The sequence below is a fragment of the Cellulomonas iranensis NBRC 101100 = JCM 18110 genome (assembly GCF_001552375.1).
GTDB lineage: Bacteria > Actinomycetota > Actinomycetes > Actinomycetales > Cellulomonadaceae > Cellulomonas > Cellulomonas iranensis.
The window spans coordinates 1-19,127 of the sequence record NZ_BCRB01000075.1 but is presented as its reverse complement, the minus strand read 5'-3'; the positions used below and the strand labels follow the sequence as shown (position 1 = coordinate 19,127).

The window sequence follows — 19,127 nt, the reverse complement described above, 5'->3', positions numbered from 1 at the left end:
CGGCGGGGCGGGGGCGGCGGGCGGGGCGGTGGCGGTCACGGTGTCCTCGCGGCGGCTAGGGTGGGAGAGAGCTTTGCAGAGGATCTCTGCAAAGAAGTTCTGCAAAGGTATCTCTGCACATGACGGATGACAAGACCCCGGACGAGCGCGCCCTCGGCCCCGAGGCCCTCAAGGCCTTCGCGCACCCCCTGCGCATGGCGATGTACGCCGAGCTGCGCAACGGTGGGCCCGCGACCGCGACCATGCTCGGCCGCCGCCTGGGGGAGTCGAGCGGGCAGACGAGCTACCACCTGCGCCAGCTCGAGAAGCACGGCTTCGTCGAGGACGACCCCGGCCACCCCGCCGGGCGCGAGCGCTGGTGGCGCGCCGTCGGGTTCCGCATGGACGACCTCGACGCGCTCGACGACCCGGGGTCGGCGCAGGCCGTGCGCGCGGTGCTGCAGAGCATGATCGCCGAGCGCGCCCAGACCCTCACCGCGTGGGCCGCGTCGCTCGACGAGGTCCGCCAGGACTGGGACGTCCAGGTGTTCTCCAACGTCACCGCCGACCTCACGCAGGACGAGGCCGCCGAGCTCGTCGAGCGGCTCACCGCCGTGGTCGAGGAGATCACCGAGCGCGGCCGCGTCGCCAAGGAGGAGGGGCGCACCGACGGGCGGCGCCGCGTGCGGCTCTACCTCGACGTCCTGCCCCTGCCCGAGCCGCGCGGCACCTGACCGGGCGGGGTGCGCGCCCTGTCGACGACGCGTGCGGACGCCCCGGCTGCCGTCGCGGGCGCGGCCGGTAGGGTCGGGGCCCGTGGAGATCCTCGTCGTCGGCACCGGTGCCCGTGAGCACGCCCTCGTCCGCACGCTGTCGCTCGACCCCGCCGTGAGCGCGGTGCACGCGGCCCCCGGCAACCCGGGCATGGCGCGCCAGGCGACCCTGCACGCGGTCGACCCGCTCGACGGCGCCGCCGTCGCCGCGCTCGCGACCGGCCTCGGCGTCGACCTCGTCGTCGTCGGGCCCGAGGCGCCGCTCGTCGCGGGCGTCGCCGACGCCGTGCGCGCCGCCGGTGTCCCGGTCTTCGGGCCGTCCGCGCAGGCCGCGCAGCTCGAGGGCTCCAAGGCGTTCGCGAAGGACGTCATGGCCGCCGCGGGCGTCCCGACCGCAGCGGCGCGCGTCGCGACGACGCTCGACGAGGTCGCCGCCGCGCTCGACGAGTTCGGTGCGCCCTACGTCGTCAAGGACGACGGGCTCGCCGCAGGCAAGGGTGTCGTCGTCACCGAGGACCGCGACGCGGCCCTCGAGCACGCCGCCGCGTGCCTCGCCAAGGACGGCGGGCGGATCGTCGTCGAGGAGTACCTCGACGGGCCCGAGGTCTCGCTGTTCGTGCTGTGCGACGGCACCGACGTCGTGCCGCTCGTGCCCGCGCAGGACTTCAAGCGCGCGTACGACGGCGACGAGGGCCCCAACACCGGCGGCATGGGCGCCTACAGCCCGCTCCCGTGGGCGCCCGCGGGCCTGGTCGACGAGGTCGTCGAGACCGTCGCGCGCCCGACCGTCGCCGAGATGGCCCGCCGCGGCACGCCGTTCGTCGGCGTCCTGTACTGCGGCCTCGCGCTCACGAGCCGCGGCGTGCGCGTCGTCGAGTTCAACGCGCGGTTCGGCGACCCCGAGACGCAGGTCGTGCTCGCGCGGCTCGGCACGCCGCTCGCGGGCGTGCTGCTCGCGGCCGCCGAGGGCCGGCTGGCGGACCTCGACCCGTTGCACTGGCGCGCCGACGCCGCCGTCACCGTGGTGGTGGCCTCGCACGGCTACCCGGGCGACGTGCGCACGGGCGACCCCATCACCGGGCTCGACGGCGCCGACACCGTGCCCGGGGTCCACGTGCTGCACGCCGGGACCGCGGTCCGCACGACCGACGACGACCCCGAGAACCCGCTCAACGACCCGCTCCTGGTCTCGGCGGGAGGGCGCGTGCTCACCGTCGTCGGCGTCGGCGAGACCATCGCCGACGCGCGCCGCGCCGCCTACGTCGCGGTCGACCAGGTCGCGCTCGCCGGGTCGCACCACCGCACGGACATCGCGCTGGCAGCCGCCGAGGCCTGACGCGCCCGGCGCGCGCCGCACCGACCCGCAGCCACCCGCCCGGGTGGCGTCGGGGTGCTACCACCCCCGCACGTGCTGGGTGCTACCACCTCACTTTCGCCGGATCTCCTGCCGTGCCTTCAGATCCGGGTGACGCGCTGTCGATGGGACGAACGACCCACAGACAGGAGCACACCCATGCGCCCGACGCCGTCGCACGCGCCCTCCACCCGCCCGCCGAGGGCGCGCGCCCGCCGCGCCCTGAGCGCGGTGGCGACCCTCGCCCTCGCCGTCGGTGCGCTCGTCGCCGTGCCCGGCGCGGCCCACGCTGCCGCCGCGGTGCCCGGCGGCACCAGCCGCGCCGCGGCGGTCCCGCTGCCCGTGGCCGACCTCGACTCGAGCTTCACCGCGACCAACGCCCACATGAGCACCGCGCGGGGCCAGGACGGCCAGGCCTGGTACAACGTCACGTGGTACTCGTGGACGCCCCCGGCGGACGTGCGCGTCTACATGCGCGCCACCTCCACCAACCCCGTGGGCTGGGACAACACGCTCGAGGTCTGGTCGGGCTCCACGATGCTCGCGCAGAACGACGACTCCTACGCCCTCGACGCCGCGCTGCGGCTCGACCTGCGTGCCGGGACGTCCTACCGGATCGGCCTCGGCGGCTACCACCAGGGCTCCCGGGGCGAGGTCACGCTGCAGTTCGCGACCCGCACGCCGACCGCGCCGCGCGAGCCGTCCGTGACGGCCGCGCCGGGCGGTGCGACCGTCACGTGGGCGGCCCCGTCCGACCTCGCCGGCGGCGTCACCGGGTACCGCGTGCTCTGCACGCCCGAGGGCGGGCAGGAGGTCGAGTGCGGCAGCGTCACCGGCACGCCGCCGCCGACCTCGACGACGGTCGTCGGCCTGACCAACGGCACGCGCTACGCGGTGCGCGTCGTGGCCACCAACGTGATCGGCGACTCCGAGGGCTCCGCACCCGTCACGGTCGTCCCGCAGGACACGTCCGCCACCACGGTGACGACCCAGCCCGAGGTGCCCGTGAGCGGGCAGCCGTTCGCGGTGCGGGTCGCCGTCACCTCGGCGGCCGCGGTGACGGGGACCGTCGACGTCACGATCGGCGACGACGTGCGCGCCGGTGTCCCGCTCGTCGACGGCGCTGCCGTGGTCGAGGGTCTCGTCCGGTCGGCGGGTCCCCTGCGCGTGAGCGCCACCTACGCGGGCACCGCGTCCCTCGCCGGCTCGAGTGCCACGCACGACACGACCGTCGTGCGGCGCGCGCAGCAGGTCACGCTCGACGCGCTGCCCGCCGACCTCGTCTACGCGGGCGCGCCCGTGCGCCTGCACGGCGCGTCCGACCAGGGCCTGCCGGTCACGTACTCGGCGGACGGCGCGTGCGCCGTGCGCGGCGACGTCCTCGACCTCGTCGACGTCGGCACCTGCACCGTGACCGCCGCGCACGCCGGCGACAGCGAGACCGAGCCCGCGTCGGCCACGGTGACGGCCGAGGTCGGCCGCCGCTCGCAGTCCGTGGCGCTCGCGCCGCTGCCCGCGCTCGTGTACGGGCAGGCGCCCGCCGAGCTGTTCGCCGCGTCGAGCGTGGGCCTGCCCGTGCAGGTGGACGCGCAGGGCGCGTGCCGCGTCGAGGACGGGCTCCTCGTCGTCACCGACGTCGGCCCGTGCACCGTGACCGCCGTCCAGGACGGCGACGAGCGCACCAGCCCGGCGCAGGCCGTGGTGCGCACGGGCGACGTCGCGCGCCGCCCGCAGACCGTCACGATCGGCGCGTTCGCCGCGCCGACGCTCGGCCGGCCCGTGCCGACGGTCGTCGCGACCTCCGACCTGGGCCTGCCCGTGACCCTCACCGCGACGGGCGCGTGCACCGTGGTCGACGGCGCGCTCGTGGCCGTCAGCACCGGCGAGTGCGTGGTGACCGCGCAGCAGGCGGGCGACGCCCGCACGCTGCCGGGCGCCGCGTCGACGACCGTGGTCGTCAGCGGCCCCGACGCGACCGTCACGCTCGTGCTCGACGCGCGCCTCGGCTCGACCGCCGCCGGCGCGCCGGTCTCCGGGCGCGGCGAGGGCCTGCGCCCCGGCACCGAGGCGACGCTCGTCGTCCACTCGACGCCGCGCACCGTGGCGACGGGTGTCGTCGCGGCGGACGGCACGGTCGTCCTCACGGGTGTCCTGCCCACCGACCTCGAGCCCGGCACGCACCGGCTCGTCGTGAGCGGCACCGGCTTCGACGGCCGCGCCGTGACCACCGAGACGACGTTCGTGCTCGCCGACGACGGCACGTTCGTGCAGATCGGCGACCGGCGCGTCGCCGCGCTGGCGACCACGGGCGGGGACGCCGCGTCGACCGCCGGTGTCGCGGCCCTGTGGCTCGTGCTCGGTGCGGGGCTCGTCGTGGTGGCGCGCCGCCGCGCGGCCGCCGCGCGCTGACACCGCCCCGGGGTGCGGGCGGACGACGCCCGCACCCCGGGACGCCGCGCGCCTGGCCGCGCGGCGCCCGCTCCCTGGTCGCCGCTGCCGCGCGGCGGCCGGGCACGCCAGACTGTGCGCGTGAGCGACGCGCATCCCACCCCCTCGGGCCCCGGCGACCTGCCCGGCTGGCGCCACGTCTACTCCGGCAAGGTCCGCGACCTGTACGAGCCGGACTCCTCGGCCGCGGGGGTCGCGCTGCGCGACCGGCACGGCGACGTCGTGCTCGTCGTCGCGTCCGACCGCGTGTCCGCGTACGACCAGGTGCTGAGCCCCGGCATCCCCGACAAGGGCGTGGTGCTCACGCAGCTGAGCCTGTGGTGGTTCGACCAGCTCGCGGACCTCGTGCCGAACCACGTCGTCGGCACCGACGTGCCCGCCGCGGTCGCGGGCCGGGCCATGGTCTGCCGGCGGCTCGACATGTTCCCGGTCGAGTGCGTCGCGCGCGGCTACCTCACGGGGTCGGGCCTGGCCGAGTACCGCACGAACGGCGAGGTCACCGGCATCCCGCTGCCCGCCGGGCTGGTCGACGGCTCGCGGCTGCCCGAGCCGATCTTCACGCCCGCGACCAAGGCCGAGCTCGGCGAGCACGACGAGAACGTGCGGTTCTCGGTCGTCGTCGACACCGTCGGGCCGCAGGCCGCCGAGACGCTGCGCGACCTGACGCTCGCGGTCTACGCGCGCGCCGAGCAGATCGCGCGCGAGCGCGGCGTGGTCCTCGCGGACACCAAGCTCGAGTTCGGCACCGACCCGACGACGGGTGCGGTCACGCTCGGCGACGAGGTCCTCACGCCCGACTCGTCGCGCTTCTGGCCCGCCGACGCGTGGCAGCCGGGGCGGGCGCAGCCGAGCTTCGACAAGCAGTTCGTGCGGGACTGGCTGACGTCGGACGCGTCCGGGTGGGACCGGGCGTCGGACGCGCCGCCGCCCGCGCTGCCCGCCGACGTCGTCGAACGCACCCGCGCGCGCTACCTCGAGGCGTACGAGCGGCTCACGGGCGCACCGCTCGCGCTCTGACCTCAGCGCAGCGTGACCTCGGCGAGGTCGCTCAGCTCGCGCCACGCGAGTGCCTGCGGCGCCGTCACCGCGAGCACGTCGGCGGCCGGCAGCGGCCCGAGGTCGAGACCCGTGAGGTCGGCGACGTCCGCGACGGGCACCTGGAACGTGCGGAACGGCCCCAGCGGCGGCGGGTCGTCGACGGCCGCCGCCGCGTGCGTGCGGGCCGCGAGCTCGTCGGCCCGCAGCTGCGGCGTCTGGTCGAGCACGAACCCGGCGGCCGCGAGCCGGCGGCCCGCGTCGAGCGCCCACGCGACGACCTTCCAGAACCGTCGCGGGATCCCGACGCCGCGGTAGACGGGGTCGTCGCCCGCGAGCACCGGGCCCGTGAGCACCGCGAGCCGCAGCCGCTGCGCCTGCGCGTGCTCGAGCACGTGGTCCTCGAGCCCGAGCCACAGGTCGCGCCCCTGGTTGAACCCCGACGCCTGGGGCGCCGCGTTCGGGTACGCGAACGTCTCGCGGTTCGCGCGCGCCGCGACGCCGGGCTCGCCCCACACGGGGTCGCGCCGCCGCACGAGGTGCCCGCGGTCGAGGTCGTTGCGCGCGTACAGCTCGGGCCCCGCCTGCTCGTCGGCGGGTACGCGCGGGTCGAGGTGCCAGTCGTCGCCGCGCGGCACGTCGCGCAGCGCGGTGCCGTCGACGGTGACGGCCGTGGCCGCCGCGAGCCGTCGCACGGGGTCGAGCAGCACAGTGAAGTGCGTCGACGGCAGCGTGCGCACGCGCTGCGCGGGGACCGGCAGCGGCACCACCGGTCCCAGGAACGTCGGGTCGTACCCCTCCACGTGCCACCCCTGCCCACGAGCGGTCGGACGGACGTCTCCACGCTACCCACGTCGGCGCGGGCGCGCCGCGTCCGCGATCCACGATCCGGTGCGAGGGTGCCCACCGCGGCCGCCTGCCGGGCGGACCGGCGGGCGGGCCCCCTGGTGGGACCTCCTGGCTGGACCGCCGCCGCCGCGCCGGGTCGGCGACGGCTCCGCGGCCGCCCCGCCCGCGCGGTGTCCGAGCCGTGAGACGGGAACCGCGCGAGACCGGGCGCAGGTCCTCCACGCGGCTCGTGGACGACCCCGAGGCCGGTGTCGTGACCGTCGCGTCCCGCAGGTCGGGACGTGGCCGGCCGCCGCGTAGCCTGCGAGACGTCCCGTCGCACGTCCCGGAGGTCCGGTGGTCCCGCCCCGTCCGCTCGTCCTGCACCGCGCCCGCCTGCTCGGCGCCGACGCGCCCGTCGACGTCGTCGTCCGTGACGGTCGGCTCGCGGCCGTGCGCCCGGTCGGCGAGGCCCTGGACGGCGCCGACGGCGCCGAGGTCGTCGACCTCGACGGGCGGTGGGTCGTGCCGGGCCTGTGGGACCAGCACACGCACCTCACGCAGTGGGCGCTCGCGCGCGGGCGGCTCGACGTGTCGACGGCCGGGTCCGCCGCCGAGGCCGTGGCCCTCGTGGCCGGGCGGCTGCGCGCGCAGCCGCCCGCACCGGGGCGCCCGCTGGTCGGCATCGGGTTCCGCGACGGCACGTGGCCCGACCTGCCGTCGGCGGCGCTGCTCGACGCGGTCGCGGGCGACGTGCCCGTGGTGCTCGTGTCGGGGGACCTGCACTGCGCGTGGGTGTCGACCGCGGGCCTGCGCATGTTCGGCGTGACCGCGCACCCCACGGGCGTGCTGCGCGAGGCCGAGTGGATGCCGCTCATGGGCGCGCTCGACCACGTGACGCCCGCCGAGCAGGACGCGCTGGTGGCGGCCGCGCTGCGCGTCGCGGCCGCCCGGGGCGTCGTCGGCGTGGTGGACCTCGAGATCGCCGACAACCTGGCCGCCTGGCGGCGCCGCGTCGCGGCCGGCGACCCACCCGTGCGGGTGCGGGCGGGCGTGTGGCAGCCGTACCTCGACCGCGTCGTGCGCGAGGCCCTCCACACGGGCGACCGCGTCGCGGGGGACCGCGTCACGCAGGGTCCGCTCAAGGTCATCGTCGACGGCTCGCTCAACACGCGCACCGCGTGGTGCCACGACCCGTACCCGGGCGTCGAGGGCGCGCTCGCGCACGGCGTGCTCACCGTGCCGGCCGACGAGCTGGTGCCGCTGCTGCGGCACGCGCACGCGCACGGCCTGGCGTGCGCGGTGCACGCGATCGGCGACGCCGCCAACACGCTCGTGCTCGACGCGTTCGCCGCGACCGGCGCACGCGGGTCGGTCGAGCACGCGCAGCTCCTCGACCCGGCCGACGTGCCCCGGTTCGCCGCGCTCGGCGTGACCGCGAGCGTGCAGCCCGCGCACGCGCCCGACGACCGCGACGTCGCCGACCGGCACTGGGCCGGTCGCACCCACCGGGCGTTCCCGCTGGCCGACCTGCACGCCGCGGGCGCGACGCTCGTGCTCGGCTCCGACGCGCCCGTCGCCCCGCTGGACCCGTGGCTGGCGGTCGACGCGGCGGTGTGGCGCACGGGCGACGACCGCCCGTCGTGGCACCCCGAGCAGGCGCTCGACGCGGTCACCGCCCTCGCCGCGTCGACCGACGGCCGGCCCTCGGGCCTGCGCGTGGGCGACCCCGCGGACCTGGCGGTCCTCGACGACGACCCGCTCGCGCTCGCGGCCACGCCCGGCGGGGTCCGCGCGGTCCGCGTCGCCGCGACCCTGCTCGCGGGCGACTGGACGCACACGACCCTCTGACGCCGGCACCGGCACCGACGCGACGTCGCCGGGGCTCGCCGGCTCCACCGCCCGCCGAGTGCGGGGTTCTGCCGGTTCCGGTGGCTCATGACCGGCAGAACCCCGCGTTCGGTGGGGTGGGTGGCCGTGGTGGGGCGCACCGTGACGCGAGTGCGGGGTTCTGCCGGTTCGGGTGGCTCATGAGCGGCGGAACCCCGCGTTCGGCGGTGTGGGGGAGAGGTGGGTGGCGGGGAGGTGGGGGCTCGGGCGGTCCGGCGGGGTGCGCTCGCGGGCGTGGACGGGCACCGGACGGGACCGGCCCGGGCCTTAGGATCAGCACCGACCCCCCACCGTCGCGAACCAGGGAGCACACCCGTGGGACGAGTCGTCGTCGACGTCATGCCGAAGCCCGAGATCCTCGACCCGCAGGGCAAGGCCGTGGCCGGTGCGCTGCCGCGGCTCGGGTTCGGGCAGTTCACGTCCGTGCGTCAGGGCAAGCGGTTCGAGCTCGAGGTCGACGGGCCCGTGACGCCCGAGGTCCTCGAGGCCGCCGCGGCCGCCGCCGAGCAGGTGCTGTCGAACCCTGTCATCGAGGACGTCGTGCGCGTCGCGGACATCGAGGCCGACGCGGCCGCGACCGTCTCGTCGCAGGGCCTGGCCTGATGGGTCGCATCGGGGTCGTCACGTTCCCCGGCACGCTCGACGACCGGGACGCGGCGCGCGCGGTGCGCCTGGCCGGCGGCGAGCCGGTCGCGCTGTGGCACGCGGACGCCGACCTCAAGGGCGTCGACGCGGTCGTGCTGCCGGGCGGGTTCTCCTACGGCGACTACCTGCGCGCCGGCGCCATCAGCCGGTTCGCGCCCGTCATGGGCGAGATCGTCGACGCCGCGGGCAAGGGGCTGCCGGTGCTGGGCATCTGCAACGGCTTCCAGGTCCTCACCGAGGCGCACCTGCTGCCGGGCTCGATGATCAAGAACGACCACCTGCACTTCGTGTGCCGCGAGCAGGTGCTCAGCGTCGAGAACGCCGACACCGCGTGGACGCGCGCGTACGCGCCGGGCGAGCGGATCACGATCCCGCTGAAGAACCAGGACGGCCAGTACGTCGCCGACGAGCGCACGCTCGACGAGCTCGAGGGCGAGGGTCGCGTGGTGTTCCGCTACCAGGGCGGCAACCCCAACGGCTCGCGTCGCGACATCGCGGGCGTCAGCAACGCCGCGGGCAACGTCGTGGGCCTCATGCCGCACCCCGAGCACGCGGTGGAGGCCGGCTTCGGGCCTGACAGCCCGGACGGTCCGCGCCGCGGCACCGACGGGCTGCGGTTCTTCACGTCGGTCCTGCAGGCACTCGTCTCCTGACCGCGCGCTGACGACGGGCGTGCCGGGGACGACGGGCGACGTGCGGGTCGAGCGCGTCGCGTGGGACGACGCCGACGCGCGCGTGCTGCGCGACGAGCAGCAGGCCGAGCTGCGCGCACGCTACGGCGACGACGACGCCGGGCACGCCATGACGGGTGACGGGATCGTCGCGACGGTGCTGGTGCGGCTCGACGACGCACCCGTCGCGTGCGGGGTGCTGCGCGACGTGTCCGCCGGGATGGGCGCGGGCACGGGCGAGGTCAAGCGCATGTACGTGCGCCCCGACGCGCGCGGGCGCGGGCTCTCGCGGCGCGTGCTCGCCGAGCTCGAGGACGCGGCCCGTGCGCACGGCTGCACGCGGCTCGTGCTCGAGACCGGTGTGCTGCAGCCCGAGGCGATCGGGCTGTACCTCGCCGCCGGCTACCGGCCGGTCGAGAACTACGGCGAGTACGTGGGCGTCGTCGACTCGCGCTGCTTCGAGCGCGACCTCGCCGTGACGGCCCCGCCCCCTCGCGGCCTACGCGGGGCCGCCGGCCGCCGGGACGCCGTCGACCAGGTCGCCGAGCGCGCCGTCGAGCACACCGAGGACCCCGCCCGGGACCACGACGTCGAGCACGTCGCGTGGCGGCACCCCGATGCGGTCACGTTGCGGCGCGCCATGCTCGACGAGCTGGCACCGCTGTACCCCGAGCACGTGCCCGGCGGCCCCGCGGCGTCCCCGCTGGTCGAGGGCGCGCCCGACGGCACTGCCCTGACGACGGTCCTGCTGCGCCGCGACGGCGTCGCGGTGGCGTGCGCGACGCTGCGGTCCGCGCCGGCGTGGGGTCCGCGCACGGGTGAGCTCAAGCGCCTGTACGTCGCGCCCGCGGCGCGTGGCGCGGGGCTCGCGCGGCGTCTCGTGCGGCTCGTGGAGGACGCGGCGCGCGAGCGCGGGCTGACGCGCGTCGTGCTCGACACCGGCATCCGGCAGCCCGCCGCGATCGCGCTGTACCGGTCGCTCGGGTACCGGCCGGTCCGCCCCGTGGCGGGGTGGGAGGCGCTGCCGTTCTGCCTGTGGTTCGCGCGCGACCTGTGACGTGCCCGGCGGGCCCCGCTACGGCGTGAGGCCCGCGACCACGTTGACCAGCAGCGCGACGATCACCGTGCCGAACGTGTAGGACAGCAGCGCGTGCGCGAGCAGCGTGCGGCGCAGGTCGGACGACCGGACGTCGGGGTCGGACATCGCGAAGCTCATCGCGACCGTGAACGCCACGTACGCGAAGTCGGAGTACCGCGGCGGGGCGTCCTGGTGGAAGTCGATCTCGCCGGTGGGCGGCGTGTACCAGGACCGCGCGTACCGCATCGCGTAGACCGTGTGCAGCGAGGTCCAGGAGGCGACGACCGCGACGAGCGCGGCGGCGAGCGCGACGACGCGCCCCCGGTCGTGGGTCGCGAGCACGACGCCCACGCCGACGAGGCTCATGACCCCGGCGACCAGCACGATCGCGTGCGTCACGAACCGGGTCGGCTCCTCGCGGGTCGCGTGCGTCCGGGTCTGCTCGGCGTCCAGCGGCCAGCAGAACACCCACGTCCACACCGCGTAGACGAGCCCGGTGGTGGCCCAGCCGCCCAGCACCGCGGCGACGACGGACGACCACGGGACGGCCGTCTGGACGACGAGGGACACGGCGACACCCGCGACGGCGGCGACCACGAGCCGCGTCGCCGGTGTCACGTCACCTTGCGCGACGTCCCTGGCCACGGCCCCATCCAACAGCGCCCCGGCCGTGCCCGCACGGGACCGGCGCGGTGCGCGGTCCGGAGCGGTGCGGTGCCGGGGCGACCGGGCAGGTGCGTCCACCGCCCGGGCGGCGGGCGGCGCCTCACCTGGGCGGCCCCGGCGAGTGCGGGGCGGACGGAGGTCCCGGGCCGCGGCGCCCGGCCGCTGCCAGTGTCGGGCCATGTCGACGAGCACCCGCCCCGCGCCCGACCTCGGCACGGCGTCCCGGTGGCGGAACCTGGCGCTGTACGCGTTCGCGGTCTTCGGGTGGGAGCTCGTGGTCGGCCTCGCGCTCGACGGTGCGATCCGGGGCGCCGTCGGCGAGCGGTGGGCGCCCGCCGTGCACTGGCTCGTCACTGCCGCCGGGTGGCTCGCCGGGGCGCTGCTGCTCCTGCGGCACGCGCCGTGGCGATCCGACGACCCCGTGGCGGCCCCCGCGGGTCCCGGGCGCGCGCGTCGTGCCGCGTACGCCGCCGCGGCTCTGGTGCTCGCCGTCGGGTCGCGCGCGGCGCTGACGCACGAGTGGAAGCCGCTCGCCGAGGCGGTGCGGCTGCACGACGACGTCGGCTCCGCGTTCGCGCCCAGCCTCGCGGCGCTCGTCGTGTACTACCTCGCCGAGGTGCTGGTGATCGTCACGCTGCTCGGCTACGGGCAGCGCTGGGGCGAGGCCGCGCGGGGGCGGAGCGACGTGCCGTGGGGCGGGTTCGTGCTCGCCGCCACGTGGGGGCTCGTGCACGTGCTGCTGCAGGGGCCCGCGGGCGGGGCGTACGCGATGGGGGCCGCGGTGCTGTACGGCGTGCTGCACCGCGCGGTGCGCGGTCGCCTCGGCCTGACGTATGCGCTCGTCGCGACCGCGTTCGTGCTGTAGCGGGGCCCCGGGACGCCCGAGGGGTGACCGGGGGGTGGTCGCGGTGCGTGCGTCCGGCTATGGTGCCTCCATGTTCTCGGTCCGGGTGTGTTGTCGCTGAGCTGACGACCCCGCGCGCGTGCGGCTCCGCCCACGCGACGCACCCCGTTCGACCCGAGGGAACTCCCCGTGGCTCAGCCCGTTCTCGCGCCCGCCCGCGCGACCCGTCGTCCGTCCACCGCCCGTCCCGACGTCCCGCGCGTCGAGGTCGCCGGCCCCGCCCGCCGCGGCGTGGAGTTCCGGCTCGACGCCGACGCGCTCGACCCCACCACGATCGCCCTGGCCGCCGCGCGCGCCGACGTCGTGCACCTCGTCCACTCGGCCGCGCTGCCCACTCCCGCAGCCGTGCGCGCGCTGGTGAGCGTGCTCGAGGACGAGGTCCGCGCCGTCGGGCGCGACCGCGACGAGGTCCGCGTGGTCCTCGAGGTCGAGACCGTCGTCGCCGACGACGAGGCCGACGCGGCCCGGCGCCGCATCGCCGTCGCGTACGCCGAGGCGTTCTCCGGGCTGACGTGGTCGCCGTCCGCGACGTGGCTCGTCGCGCCGCGCGACGCGGTGCGCGCCGCCGCGCTCGATCTCGCCGCACGCGCGGGTGTCGACACGGTCGCGCTCGTGCTCGTCGGGTCGTCCGCGCGGCACGCGGACGCGCTCGGTCTGTGACGCACCGGCCACGCGGCCTGGGTGGACGGCCGGTCCCTCGGGCCGGCGCGTCGGTGCGGTCGCGCCCCGCGGGTGCGGCGCACCCCGCACGTGCCTAGCGTGGCCGGGCGGGCCACCGGGCCCGCGCGACGGACGGAGGGCACCATGGCCGGCACGACCTGGAACGAGCAGTACGATGCCCCGACGCACGACGAGGCGGTCGCCAAGGTCGGCGAGCTGCTGCGCGACCACCACCTCGCGATGCTCACCACCGTCGACGCCGACGGCGCGCTCGTGAGCCGCCCGATGGGTGTGCAGGACGTCGAGTTCGACGGCGACCTGTGGTTCTTCACGGCGCTCGACAGCCACAAGGTCGCGGAGATCCGCGCGGGCAGCCCGGCGAACGCGGCGTTCGCGGGGTCGTCGTCGTGGCTGTCGGTCTCGGGGACGGCCGAGGTGCTCAAGGACACTGCGAAGGCGCGTGAGCTGTGGGGGCCGGTGGCCGCGGCGTGGTTCCCCGACGGCCCGGAGACCCCGAACCTCGGGCTGATCAAGCTGCACGCGGACACCGCCGAGTACTGGGACAGCCCCGGCGGTCGCCTGGCGACCGTGATCAGCCTCGTCAAGGCGAAGGTCACGGGCGAGGCGTACGACGGCGGTGAGAACGCCACCGTCGACCTCTGACCGCGACTCGCCGGCACGTCCGCACGCACGACGCCCCGCCCCGGTGACCCGGGACGGGGCGTCGTGCGTCTGCGGTCGGTCCGCGGGCCGCGGCCCGGCGGGTCAGACCAGGCGCTGGGCGGGCGAGGCCTTCGCCGTCTCGGACGGGTCGGACACGACCACGTCGCCGAGCACCTCGTCGATGCGGGTCAGCACCTCGGCCGGCAGCGTGACGCCCGCGGCCTTGGCGTTGTCGTGCACCTGCTCGGGGCGCGACGCACCGATGATCGCGGCGGCGACGTTGTCGTTCGACAGCACCCACGCGATCGACAGCTGCGCCATCGTCAGGCCCAGCTCGTCGGCGATCGGCTGCAGGCCCTGCACGCGCTCGAGCACCTCGTCGCGCATGAACCGCGCGATCATCTTCGCGCCGCCCTTGTCGTCGGTCGCGCGCGAGCCCTCGGGCAGCGGCGCGCCGGGCTTGTACTTGCCGGTGAGCACGCCCTGCGCGATGGGGGACCACACGACCTGCGAGACGCCGAGCTCGCGCGAGGTCGGCACGACCTCGGGCTCGATGACGCGCCACAGCGCCGAGTACTGCGGCTGGTTCGACACCAGCTGCACGCCCAGGTCCTTCGCGAGCGCGTGACCCGCGCGGATCTGGTCGGCGGTCCACTCGCTCACGCCGATGTACAGCGCCTTGCCCTGGCGGACGACGTCGGCGAACGCCTGCATCGTCTCCTCGAGCGGCGTCTCGTGGTCGTAGCGGTGCGCCTGGTACAGGTCGACGTAGTCGGTGCGCAGGCGGCGCAGCGACCCGTCGATCGACTCGCGGATGTGCTTGCGCGACAGGCCGGTGTCGTTCGGGCCGCCGGGGCCGGTCGGCCAGTAGACCTTCGTGAAGATCTCGAGCGACTCGCGCCGCTCGCCGGCCAGGGCGTCGCCCAGCACGGACTCGGCGACCGTGTTGGCGTACACGTCGGCCGTGTCGAACGTCGTGATGCCGACGTCGAGCGCGGCGCGCACGCACGCCGTCGCGGTGTCGTTCTCGACCTGGGACCCGTGGGTCAGCCAGTTGCCGTAGGTGAGCTCGGAGATCTTGAGGCCGGAGTTGCCGAGGAATCGGAAGTGCATGCGCCCAGCCTCTCACCCGCGCCCGACACGGGCCCGCCCGTGCGTCCCCGTGGCCGGTGACGGGGGACGGGCCCGGCCCTGGTCGGGCCCCCGGCCCTGCGCTAGCGTCCCCGCCATGCGACCCCGACGACGCCTCGCAGCCCTCCTGCTCGCCCCGGCGGCGGCCCTGGTGCTCGCCGCGTGCTCCGACGGCGAAGCCCCCGCCCCGGGGCCGACGTCGCCCGTGGCGCCGAGGGCCGGGGCGGGGGCGTCCGAGCCGCCGTCCCCGGACGACCAGCGTGCCGTGCTCGCGCAGGCGGGCGACGCGACCGAGGCGTTCGCGGGCGCCGTCGCCGGCGGCGGGACGCAGCGCGCGACGCTCGCCGACGTGACCGCCGGGTCGTACGCGCCGCGCGTCGTGTGCACGTCGGACGACGGCGCGCCCGTCACGGTCACGGTCGTCGCCGACGGCGCCGAGGTCGCGTCGTCCGAGGCGCCGTGCGTGCCGCTCGTCCAGGGCGGCGCGACCATGGCCGACGGCCCGTCGTTCGACCTGCCCGGCGGGGCGGTCGACGTGACGGTGACGGCCGCGACCGACGCCGTGGTCGCGGTCGGCCTCGTCCCGGCGGGCTGACGTCAGCCCGTGAGCGTCGCGAGCGCCTGCGCGAGGTCGTCGCGCAGGTCCTCGACGTCCTCGAGCCCCACCGACAGCCGCACGGTCGCCTCGCCGATGCCGACCGCGGCGCGGCCCGCGGGGCCGAGCTTGCGGTGCGTCGTCGTCGCGGGGTGCGTGACGATCGACTTCGCGTCGCCGAGGTTGTTCGAGATGTCGACGACGCGCAGCGCGTCGAGCACGCCGAACGTGGCCTTCTTCGCGACGTCGGCGGGCGCGTCGGGCGGCACCGCGAGGTCGAACGTCACGACCGTGCCGCCGCCGGTCTGCTGCGCGCGCGCCAGGTCGTGCTGCGGGTGCGACGCGAGGAACGGGTACCGCACGCGCGCGACGCCCGGCTGCTCCTCGAGCCACCGCGCGAGCGTGAGCGCCGACGCCGCCTGGTGCCGCACGCGCACGCTCATGGTCTCCAGGCCCTTGAGCAGCACCCACGCGTTGAACGGCGAGAGCGACGGCCCGGTGTTGCGCAGCAGCGTCTGCACGGGTCCGCGCACGTAGTCGGCGGACCCGAGGACCGCACCGCCGAGCACGCGCCCCTGCCCGTCGACGTGCTTGGTCGCCGAGTACACGACGACGTCGGCACCGTGCTCGAGCGGGCGCGAGAACACGGGCGTCGCGAAGACGTTGTCGACGACGACGGTCGCGCCGGCCGCGTGCGCGAGCCGGCTCACGGTCGCGATGTCGACGAGGTCCTGCATGGGGTTCGACGGGGTCTCGAAGAACACGACGTCGGCGGGCGTCGCGAGCGCGGCCTCCCACTGCGCGGGCACGTGCCCGTCGACGTAGTCGGTGCGCACGCCCCACTTCGCGAGGATCTCGTCGAAGATCACGACCGACGACCCGAACAGCGCGCGCGCCGCGACGATGCGCGAGCCGGACCGCACGAGCGCGGCCAGCGCGGTGAACACCGCGGACATGCCCGACGCGGTCGCGTAGCAGGCCTCCGCGCCCTCGAGCAGCCGCAGCCGCTCCTCGAACGTCGTCACGGTGGGGTTGCCGTAGCGCGAGTACAGGAACCGGTCGACGTCACCCGCGAACCCGGCCTCGGCCTGCGCGGCCGTCGCGTACGTGTACCCCTGCGTGAGGAACACGGCCTCGGACATCTCGCCGAACTCGGTGCGCACGAGCCCGCCGCGCACCGCGAGCGTGTCGGGACGCAGCGTGGACCGGTCGAGGCGGTGGTCGTCCCAGTCGCCCGGGCCCGGGGGCAGGTCGGGGGTCGCGCCGCTCACGGCTGGACCCACGGCAGGCCGTCGGCGCGCCAGCCGACGTGGCCGCGGTGGCCGTCGGGGCCCGTCGGACCCTCGAAGCCCTCGAGCACGTTGTACGCGGGCCCGTAGCCGGCCGCGGTCGCGGCCTGCGCCGCGCCGATCGAGCGCTGGCCCGAGCGGCACAGGAACACCACGGGCCGGCCGTCGCCCGGCGTGACGCCGGTCGCGGCGAGCTGCTCGAGGAACCGCGGGTTGGGCTGCCCGGACGGGTACTGCACCCACTCGACGAGCGCGGCCTGCCGGCCGACGGGCCGCAGGTCGGGCACGCCGACGTAGCGCCACTCGGCGTCGGTGCGCACGTCGACGAGCACGGCGTCGTCGCGCTCCTGCAGGATCTGCCAGGCCTCGGTGGCGGTGACGTCCCCGGCGTAACCGGGGGCGGGACGCGGCTGCACGGTCATGGTCCTCCCATCGTCTCTGGCGGTAGCACCCTGCGCCACGGTCGCCCGTGCGGGTTGCTGCGGCGTCGTCGAGCCAGATCTCTCGGCCGCTCTGGATGGTCGCGGCGATGCTACGCCCGCCGTGGCCCGGGCCGTGCGGGCGTCTCACGCCCGCGCCGTCGACGCCCGTGGAGGCGTCCCTAGGCGTGGGACCTGCCGTCTCGCATGCCGAGAACGACGGCGCGTCGGCGTTGACACGCGCCGGACGCGGCCCCGATCCTCGACCCAGGTCAAGAGTGTCAGCGCGAAGCCCCGGCTCGCTGGCCGGCAACCCTCCAACCGCGGTGGGGTGCCCCGGGTGACGACCTGGTCGCGCGCCGTCCGGCGCCGGCAAGCGCGGGACCGGCCGGTCCCGAGGGACCCGTACCGGAGGACCACCATGACCACCGTCACCGAGCTGTTCGCGTGTGCCGACGAGGCGTCCGGCGCCGCCGTGCCGACGGGCCGCGCCGCCTTCGACCGCGGCCCGCTGCTGGCCGTCACCGGCGCGTCCACGACCGTGCCGCTCGTCGACGGCACGAGCCGCACCTACGCCAACCTCGACTGCGCCGCGAGCGCGCCCGCGCTCGCGTCCGTCGCGGCGCGCGTCGCCGAGGTGCTGCCGCTCTACGCGTCGGTGCACCGCGGCGCCGGCTACCTGTCGCAGGTGTCGACCGCGCTGTACGAGGCGTCGCGGCAGTCGATCGCCCGGTTCGTCGGCGCGCGCGAGGACGACGTCGCGATCGTCACGCGCAACACGACCGACTCGCTCAACCTGCTCGCGGGCGTCGTGCCCGAGGGCGGGGCCGTGCTCGTGCTCGACGTCGAGCACCACGCGAACCTGCTGCCGTGGGTGCAGCGCAGCACGGGCGCGCGCTCCGGCACGGGCCGGGTCGCGACGGTGCTCCCGATCGCCGAGACGGTCGCCGCGACGCTCGACGCGCTGCGCGACGAGCTCGCACGCCGCCCGTACGCGCTGCTCACGCTCACCGGTGCGTCGAACGTCACGGGCGAGTCGCTGCCGCTGGACCGCGTCGTCGCGCTCGCGCACGCGGCCGGCACCCGCGTCGCCGTGGACGGCGCCCAGCTCGTGCCGCACCGCGGGTTCTCGCTCGCGGCCTCGGACGTCGACTACGTCGCGTTCTCGGGCCACAAGACGTACGCGCCGTTCGGCGCCGGCGCGCTCGTCGGGCGCCGTGACTGGCTCGACACCGGCACGCCCTACCTCGCCGGCGGCGGTGCCGTGCGCGACGTCCGCACCGACCGCACCGTCTGGCAGCCCGCCCCCGCGCGGCACGAGGCCGGCTCGCCCAACGTGCTCGGCGCGATCGCGCTCGCGCAGGCCTGCGACACGCTCGCGGCGCTGCCCGCCGGTGCGCTCGAGGCGCACGAGCAGGCGCTGCGCGAGCGGCTCGTCACGGGCCTCGAGGCGATCGACGGCGTGCGCGTCGCGCGCATCTGGCCCGACGCGGTCGACCCCGTCGGTGTCGTGACGTTCACGGTCGGTGACCTCAACCCGGGGCTCGTCGCCGCGTACCTGTCGGCCGAGCACGGCATCGGCGTGCGCGACGGCCGGTTCTGCGCGCACCCGCTGCTCGCGCGGCTCGGCGCGTCGCACGGCGCGGTGCGCGCGTCGGTGGGCGTCGGCACGACCGTCGAGCACGTCGACCGGCTCGTCGCGGCGCTCACGACGCTGCTGACGCGCGGCCCGGCCGCGTCGTACGAGGTGGTCGACGGCTGCTGGACCGTCGCCGACGACACGCGCCCGCTGGTCGAGGTCCGCGGCCTCGACCACCTGGCCGCGACCGCGGCCGCCGCCTGCGGCCCCGCGCTCGACGACTGACCCCCACCGCCCCGCGAGAGGTCGATCCAGCCCCACCCGGGGGTGGTGACCCCACCCCCGGTGTGGTGACAAGTCGATCCACCCCACCCCCGGTGTGGTGAGAGCTCGATCCACCCCACCCTTGGGTGGTGAGAGGTCGATCCAGCCCCACCCTGCACGGGGTGAGAGGTCGATCCACCCCACCCTTGGGTGGTGAGAGGTCGATCCAGCCCCACCCTGCACGGGGTGAGAGGTC

18 protein-coding genes and 2 riboswitches are annotated in these 19,127 nt (G+C 76.5%); of the genes, 13 read left to right on the top strand and 5 right to left on the bottom strand.

All coding sequences use genetic code 11. The features are described from left to right. The first annotated feature begins 119 nt into the window (after positions 1–119). The 4 genes from CS2_RS14215 to CS2_RS14200 all read left to right on the top strand — a co-directional run bounded on the left by CS2_RS14215 (position 120) and on the right by CS2_RS14200 (position 5,571). Positions 120–713, top strand: a complete 594-nt coding sequence (locus CS2_RS14215; protein ID WP_070320472.1) for a winged helix-turn-helix domain-containing protein — start codon at positions 120–122, stop codon at positions 711–713. 82 nt (positions 714–795) lie between these two features. Further along, positions 796–2,088, top strand: coding sequence for a phosphoribosylamine--glycine ligase (gene purD / locus CS2_RS14210; protein WP_070320471.1), 1,293 nt, complete (start codon positions 796–798; stop codon positions 2,086–2,088). Between the two features lie 249 nt (positions 2,089–2,337). Continuing rightward, the gene (locus tag CS2_RS14205) at positions 2,338–4,515 is read left to right on the top strand and encodes a fibronectin type III domain-containing protein (RefSeq protein ID WP_156442146.1); all 2,178 of its coding nucleotides are present in this window, start codon (positions 2,338–2,340) and stop codon (positions 4,513–4,515) included. Positions 4,516–4,629: 114 nt separating this feature from the next. Continuing rightward, positions 4,630–5,571, top strand: a complete 942-nt coding sequence (locus CS2_RS14200) for a phosphoribosylaminoimidazolesuccinocarboxamide synthase (RefSeq protein ID WP_070320469.1) — start codon at positions 4,630–4,632, stop codon at positions 5,569–5,571. 2 nt (positions 5,572–5,573) lie between these two features. On the opposite strand, the gene CS2_RS14195 is transcribed toward CS2_RS14200, so the two are convergent. Next, entirely contained in the window at positions 5,574–6,392 is an 819-nt protein-coding gene (locus tag CS2_RS14195) for a DNA/RNA non-specific endonuclease (protein WP_082740243.1), read from the bottom strand. Between the two features lie 382 nt (positions 6,393–6,774). On the opposite strand from CS2_RS14195, the gene CS2_RS14190 reads away from it, so the two are divergent. The 4 genes from CS2_RS14190 (at position 6,775) to CS2_RS14175 (ending at position 10,680) form a co-directional block, all read left to right on the top strand. After that, on the top strand, positions 6,775–8,268 hold the full coding sequence (locus tag CS2_RS14190; RefSeq protein ID WP_070320468.1) for an amidohydrolase: 1,494 nt from the start codon (positions 6,775–6,777) through the stop codon (positions 8,266–8,268). 354 nt (positions 8,269–8,622) lie between these two features. Further along, positions 8,623–8,910 (top strand): phosphoribosylformylglycinamidine synthase subunit PurS, encoded by a 288-nt coding sequence (purS, locus tag CS2_RS14185; RefSeq protein ID WP_046529196.1) that lies wholly within the window; start codon positions 8,623–8,625, stop codon positions 8,908–8,910. After that, complete coding sequence (gene purQ / locus CS2_RS14180; protein ID WP_070320467.1) at positions 8,910–9,605, top strand: phosphoribosylformylglycinamidine synthase subunit PurQ; 696 nt, start codon at positions 8,910–8,912, stop codon at positions 9,603–9,605. The genes purS and purQ overlap by 1 nt, the downstream gene beginning before the upstream one ends. A gap of 19 nt (positions 9,606–9,624) precedes the next feature. Beyond that, complete coding sequence (locus CS2_RS14175) at positions 9,625–10,680, top strand: GNAT family N-acetyltransferase (RefSeq protein ID WP_233421199.1); 1,056 nt, start codon at positions 9,625–9,627, stop codon at positions 10,678–10,680. Positions 10,681–10,698: 18 nt separating this feature from the next. Here the strand turns inward: CS2_RS14175 and CS2_RS14170 are convergent, their stop codons facing one another. After that, positions 10,699–11,319, bottom strand: a complete 621-nt coding sequence (locus CS2_RS14170; protein WP_070320466.1) for a DUF1345 domain-containing protein — start codon at positions 11,317–11,319, stop codon at positions 10,699–10,701. Positions 11,320–11,545: 226 nt separating this feature from the next. On the opposite strand from CS2_RS14170, the gene CS2_RS14165 reads away from it, so the two are divergent. The 3 genes from CS2_RS14165 (at position 11,546) to CS2_RS14155 (ending at position 13,594) form a co-directional block, all read left to right on the top strand. Then, positions 11,546–12,232 carry a hypothetical protein gene (locus CS2_RS14165; RefSeq protein ID WP_070320465.1) on the top strand — a complete coding sequence of 229 codons (687 nt, stop codon included), beginning with the start codon at positions 11,546–11,548 and terminating at the stop codon, positions 12,230–12,232. A gap of 168 nt (positions 12,233–12,400) precedes the next feature. After that, the gene (locus CS2_RS14160) at positions 12,401–12,931 is read left to right on the top strand and encodes an LLM class oxidoreductase (RefSeq protein WP_134851236.1); all 531 of its coding nucleotides are present in this window, start codon (positions 12,401–12,403) and stop codon (positions 12,929–12,931) included. 144 nt (positions 12,932–13,075) lie between these two features. Then, positions 13,076–13,594 carry a pyridoxamine 5'-phosphate oxidase family protein gene (locus tag CS2_RS14155; RefSeq protein WP_070320474.1) on the top strand — a complete coding sequence of 173 codons (519 nt, stop codon included), beginning with the start codon at positions 13,076–13,078 and terminating at the stop codon, positions 13,592–13,594. 102 nt (positions 13,595–13,696) lie between these two features. Here CS2_RS14155 and CS2_RS14150 read toward each other — a convergent pair whose 3' ends face one another. Beyond that, a complete protein-coding gene (locus CS2_RS14150; RefSeq protein ID WP_046529192.1) occupies positions 13,697–14,707 on the bottom strand; it encodes an aldo/keto reductase family protein in 1,011 nt (336 codons plus the stop codon). A 115-nt stretch (positions 14,708–14,822) separates the two neighbouring features. On the opposite strand from CS2_RS14150, the gene CS2_RS14145 reads away from it, so the two are divergent. Further along, a complete protein-coding gene (locus tag CS2_RS14145) occupies positions 14,823–15,320 on the top strand; it encodes a hypothetical protein (RefSeq protein WP_134851234.1) in 498 nt (165 codons plus the stop codon). A gap of 2 nt (positions 15,321–15,322) precedes the next feature. On the opposite strand, the gene CS2_RS14140 is transcribed toward CS2_RS14145, so the two are convergent. Both CS2_RS14140 and CS2_RS14135 read right to left on the bottom strand, forming a co-directional pair. Continuing rightward, positions 15,323–16,570, bottom strand: a complete 1,248-nt coding sequence (locus CS2_RS14140; RefSeq protein ID WP_070320473.1) for an O-succinylhomoserine sulfhydrylase — start codon at positions 16,568–16,570, stop codon at positions 15,323–15,325. 17 nt (positions 16,571–16,587) lie between these two features. Further along, a complete protein-coding gene (locus tag CS2_RS14135; RefSeq protein WP_046529190.1) occupies positions 16,588–17,031 on the bottom strand; it encodes a rhodanese-like domain-containing protein in 444 nt (147 codons plus the stop codon). 4 nt (positions 17,032–17,035) lie between these two features. Next, a riboswitch (SAM riboswitch) is annotated at positions 17,036–17,133 on the bottom strand. Positions 17,134–17,298: 165 nt separating this feature from the next. After that, positions 17,299–17,413: riboswitch (SAM riboswitch) on the top strand. A 36-nt stretch (positions 17,414–17,449) separates the two neighbouring features. Between CS2_RS14135 and CS2_RS14130 the strand changes: the two genes are divergently transcribed. Continuing rightward, positions 17,450–18,892 carry an aminotransferase class V-fold PLP-dependent enzyme gene (locus CS2_RS14130; RefSeq protein WP_070320462.1) on the top strand — a complete coding sequence of 481 codons (1,443 nt, stop codon included), beginning with the start codon at positions 17,450–17,452 and terminating at the stop codon, positions 18,890–18,892. Positions 18,893–19,127 lie beyond the last annotated feature (235 nt).

Bases quoted from the DNA above. Each gene is read 5' to 3' on its own strand.
- CS2_RS14215 (WP_070320472.1), top strand. From the start codon at position 120: ATGACGGATGACAAGACCCCGGACGAGCGCGCCCTCGGCCCCGAGGCC.
- purQ (WP_070320467.1), top strand. From the start codon at position 8,910: ATGGGTCGCATCGGGGTCGTCACGTTCCCCGGCACGCTCGACGACCGG.
- CS2_RS14165 (WP_070320465.1), top strand. From the start codon at position 11,546: ATGTCGACGAGCACCCGCCCCGCGCCCGACCTCGGCACGGCGTCCCGG.
- CS2_RS14155 (WP_070320474.1), top strand. From the start codon at position 13,076: ATGGCCGGCACGACCTGGAACGAGCAGTACGATGCCCCGACGCACGAC.
- CS2_RS14150 (WP_046529192.1), bottom strand. From the start codon at position 14,707: ATGCACTTCCGATTCCTCGGCAACTCCGGCCTCAAGATCTCCGAGCTC.
- CS2_RS14145 (WP_134851234.1), top strand. From the start codon at position 14,823: ATGCGACCCCGACGACGCCTCGCAGCCCTCCTGCTCGCCCCGGCGGCG.
- CS2_RS14135 (WP_046529190.1), bottom strand. From the start codon at position 17,031: ATGACCGTGCAGCCGCGTCCCGCCCCCGGTTACGCCGGGGACGTCACC.
- CS2_RS14130 (WP_070320462.1), top strand. From the start codon at position 17,450: ATGACCACCGTCACCGAGCTGTTCGCGTGTGCCGACGAGGCGTCCGGC.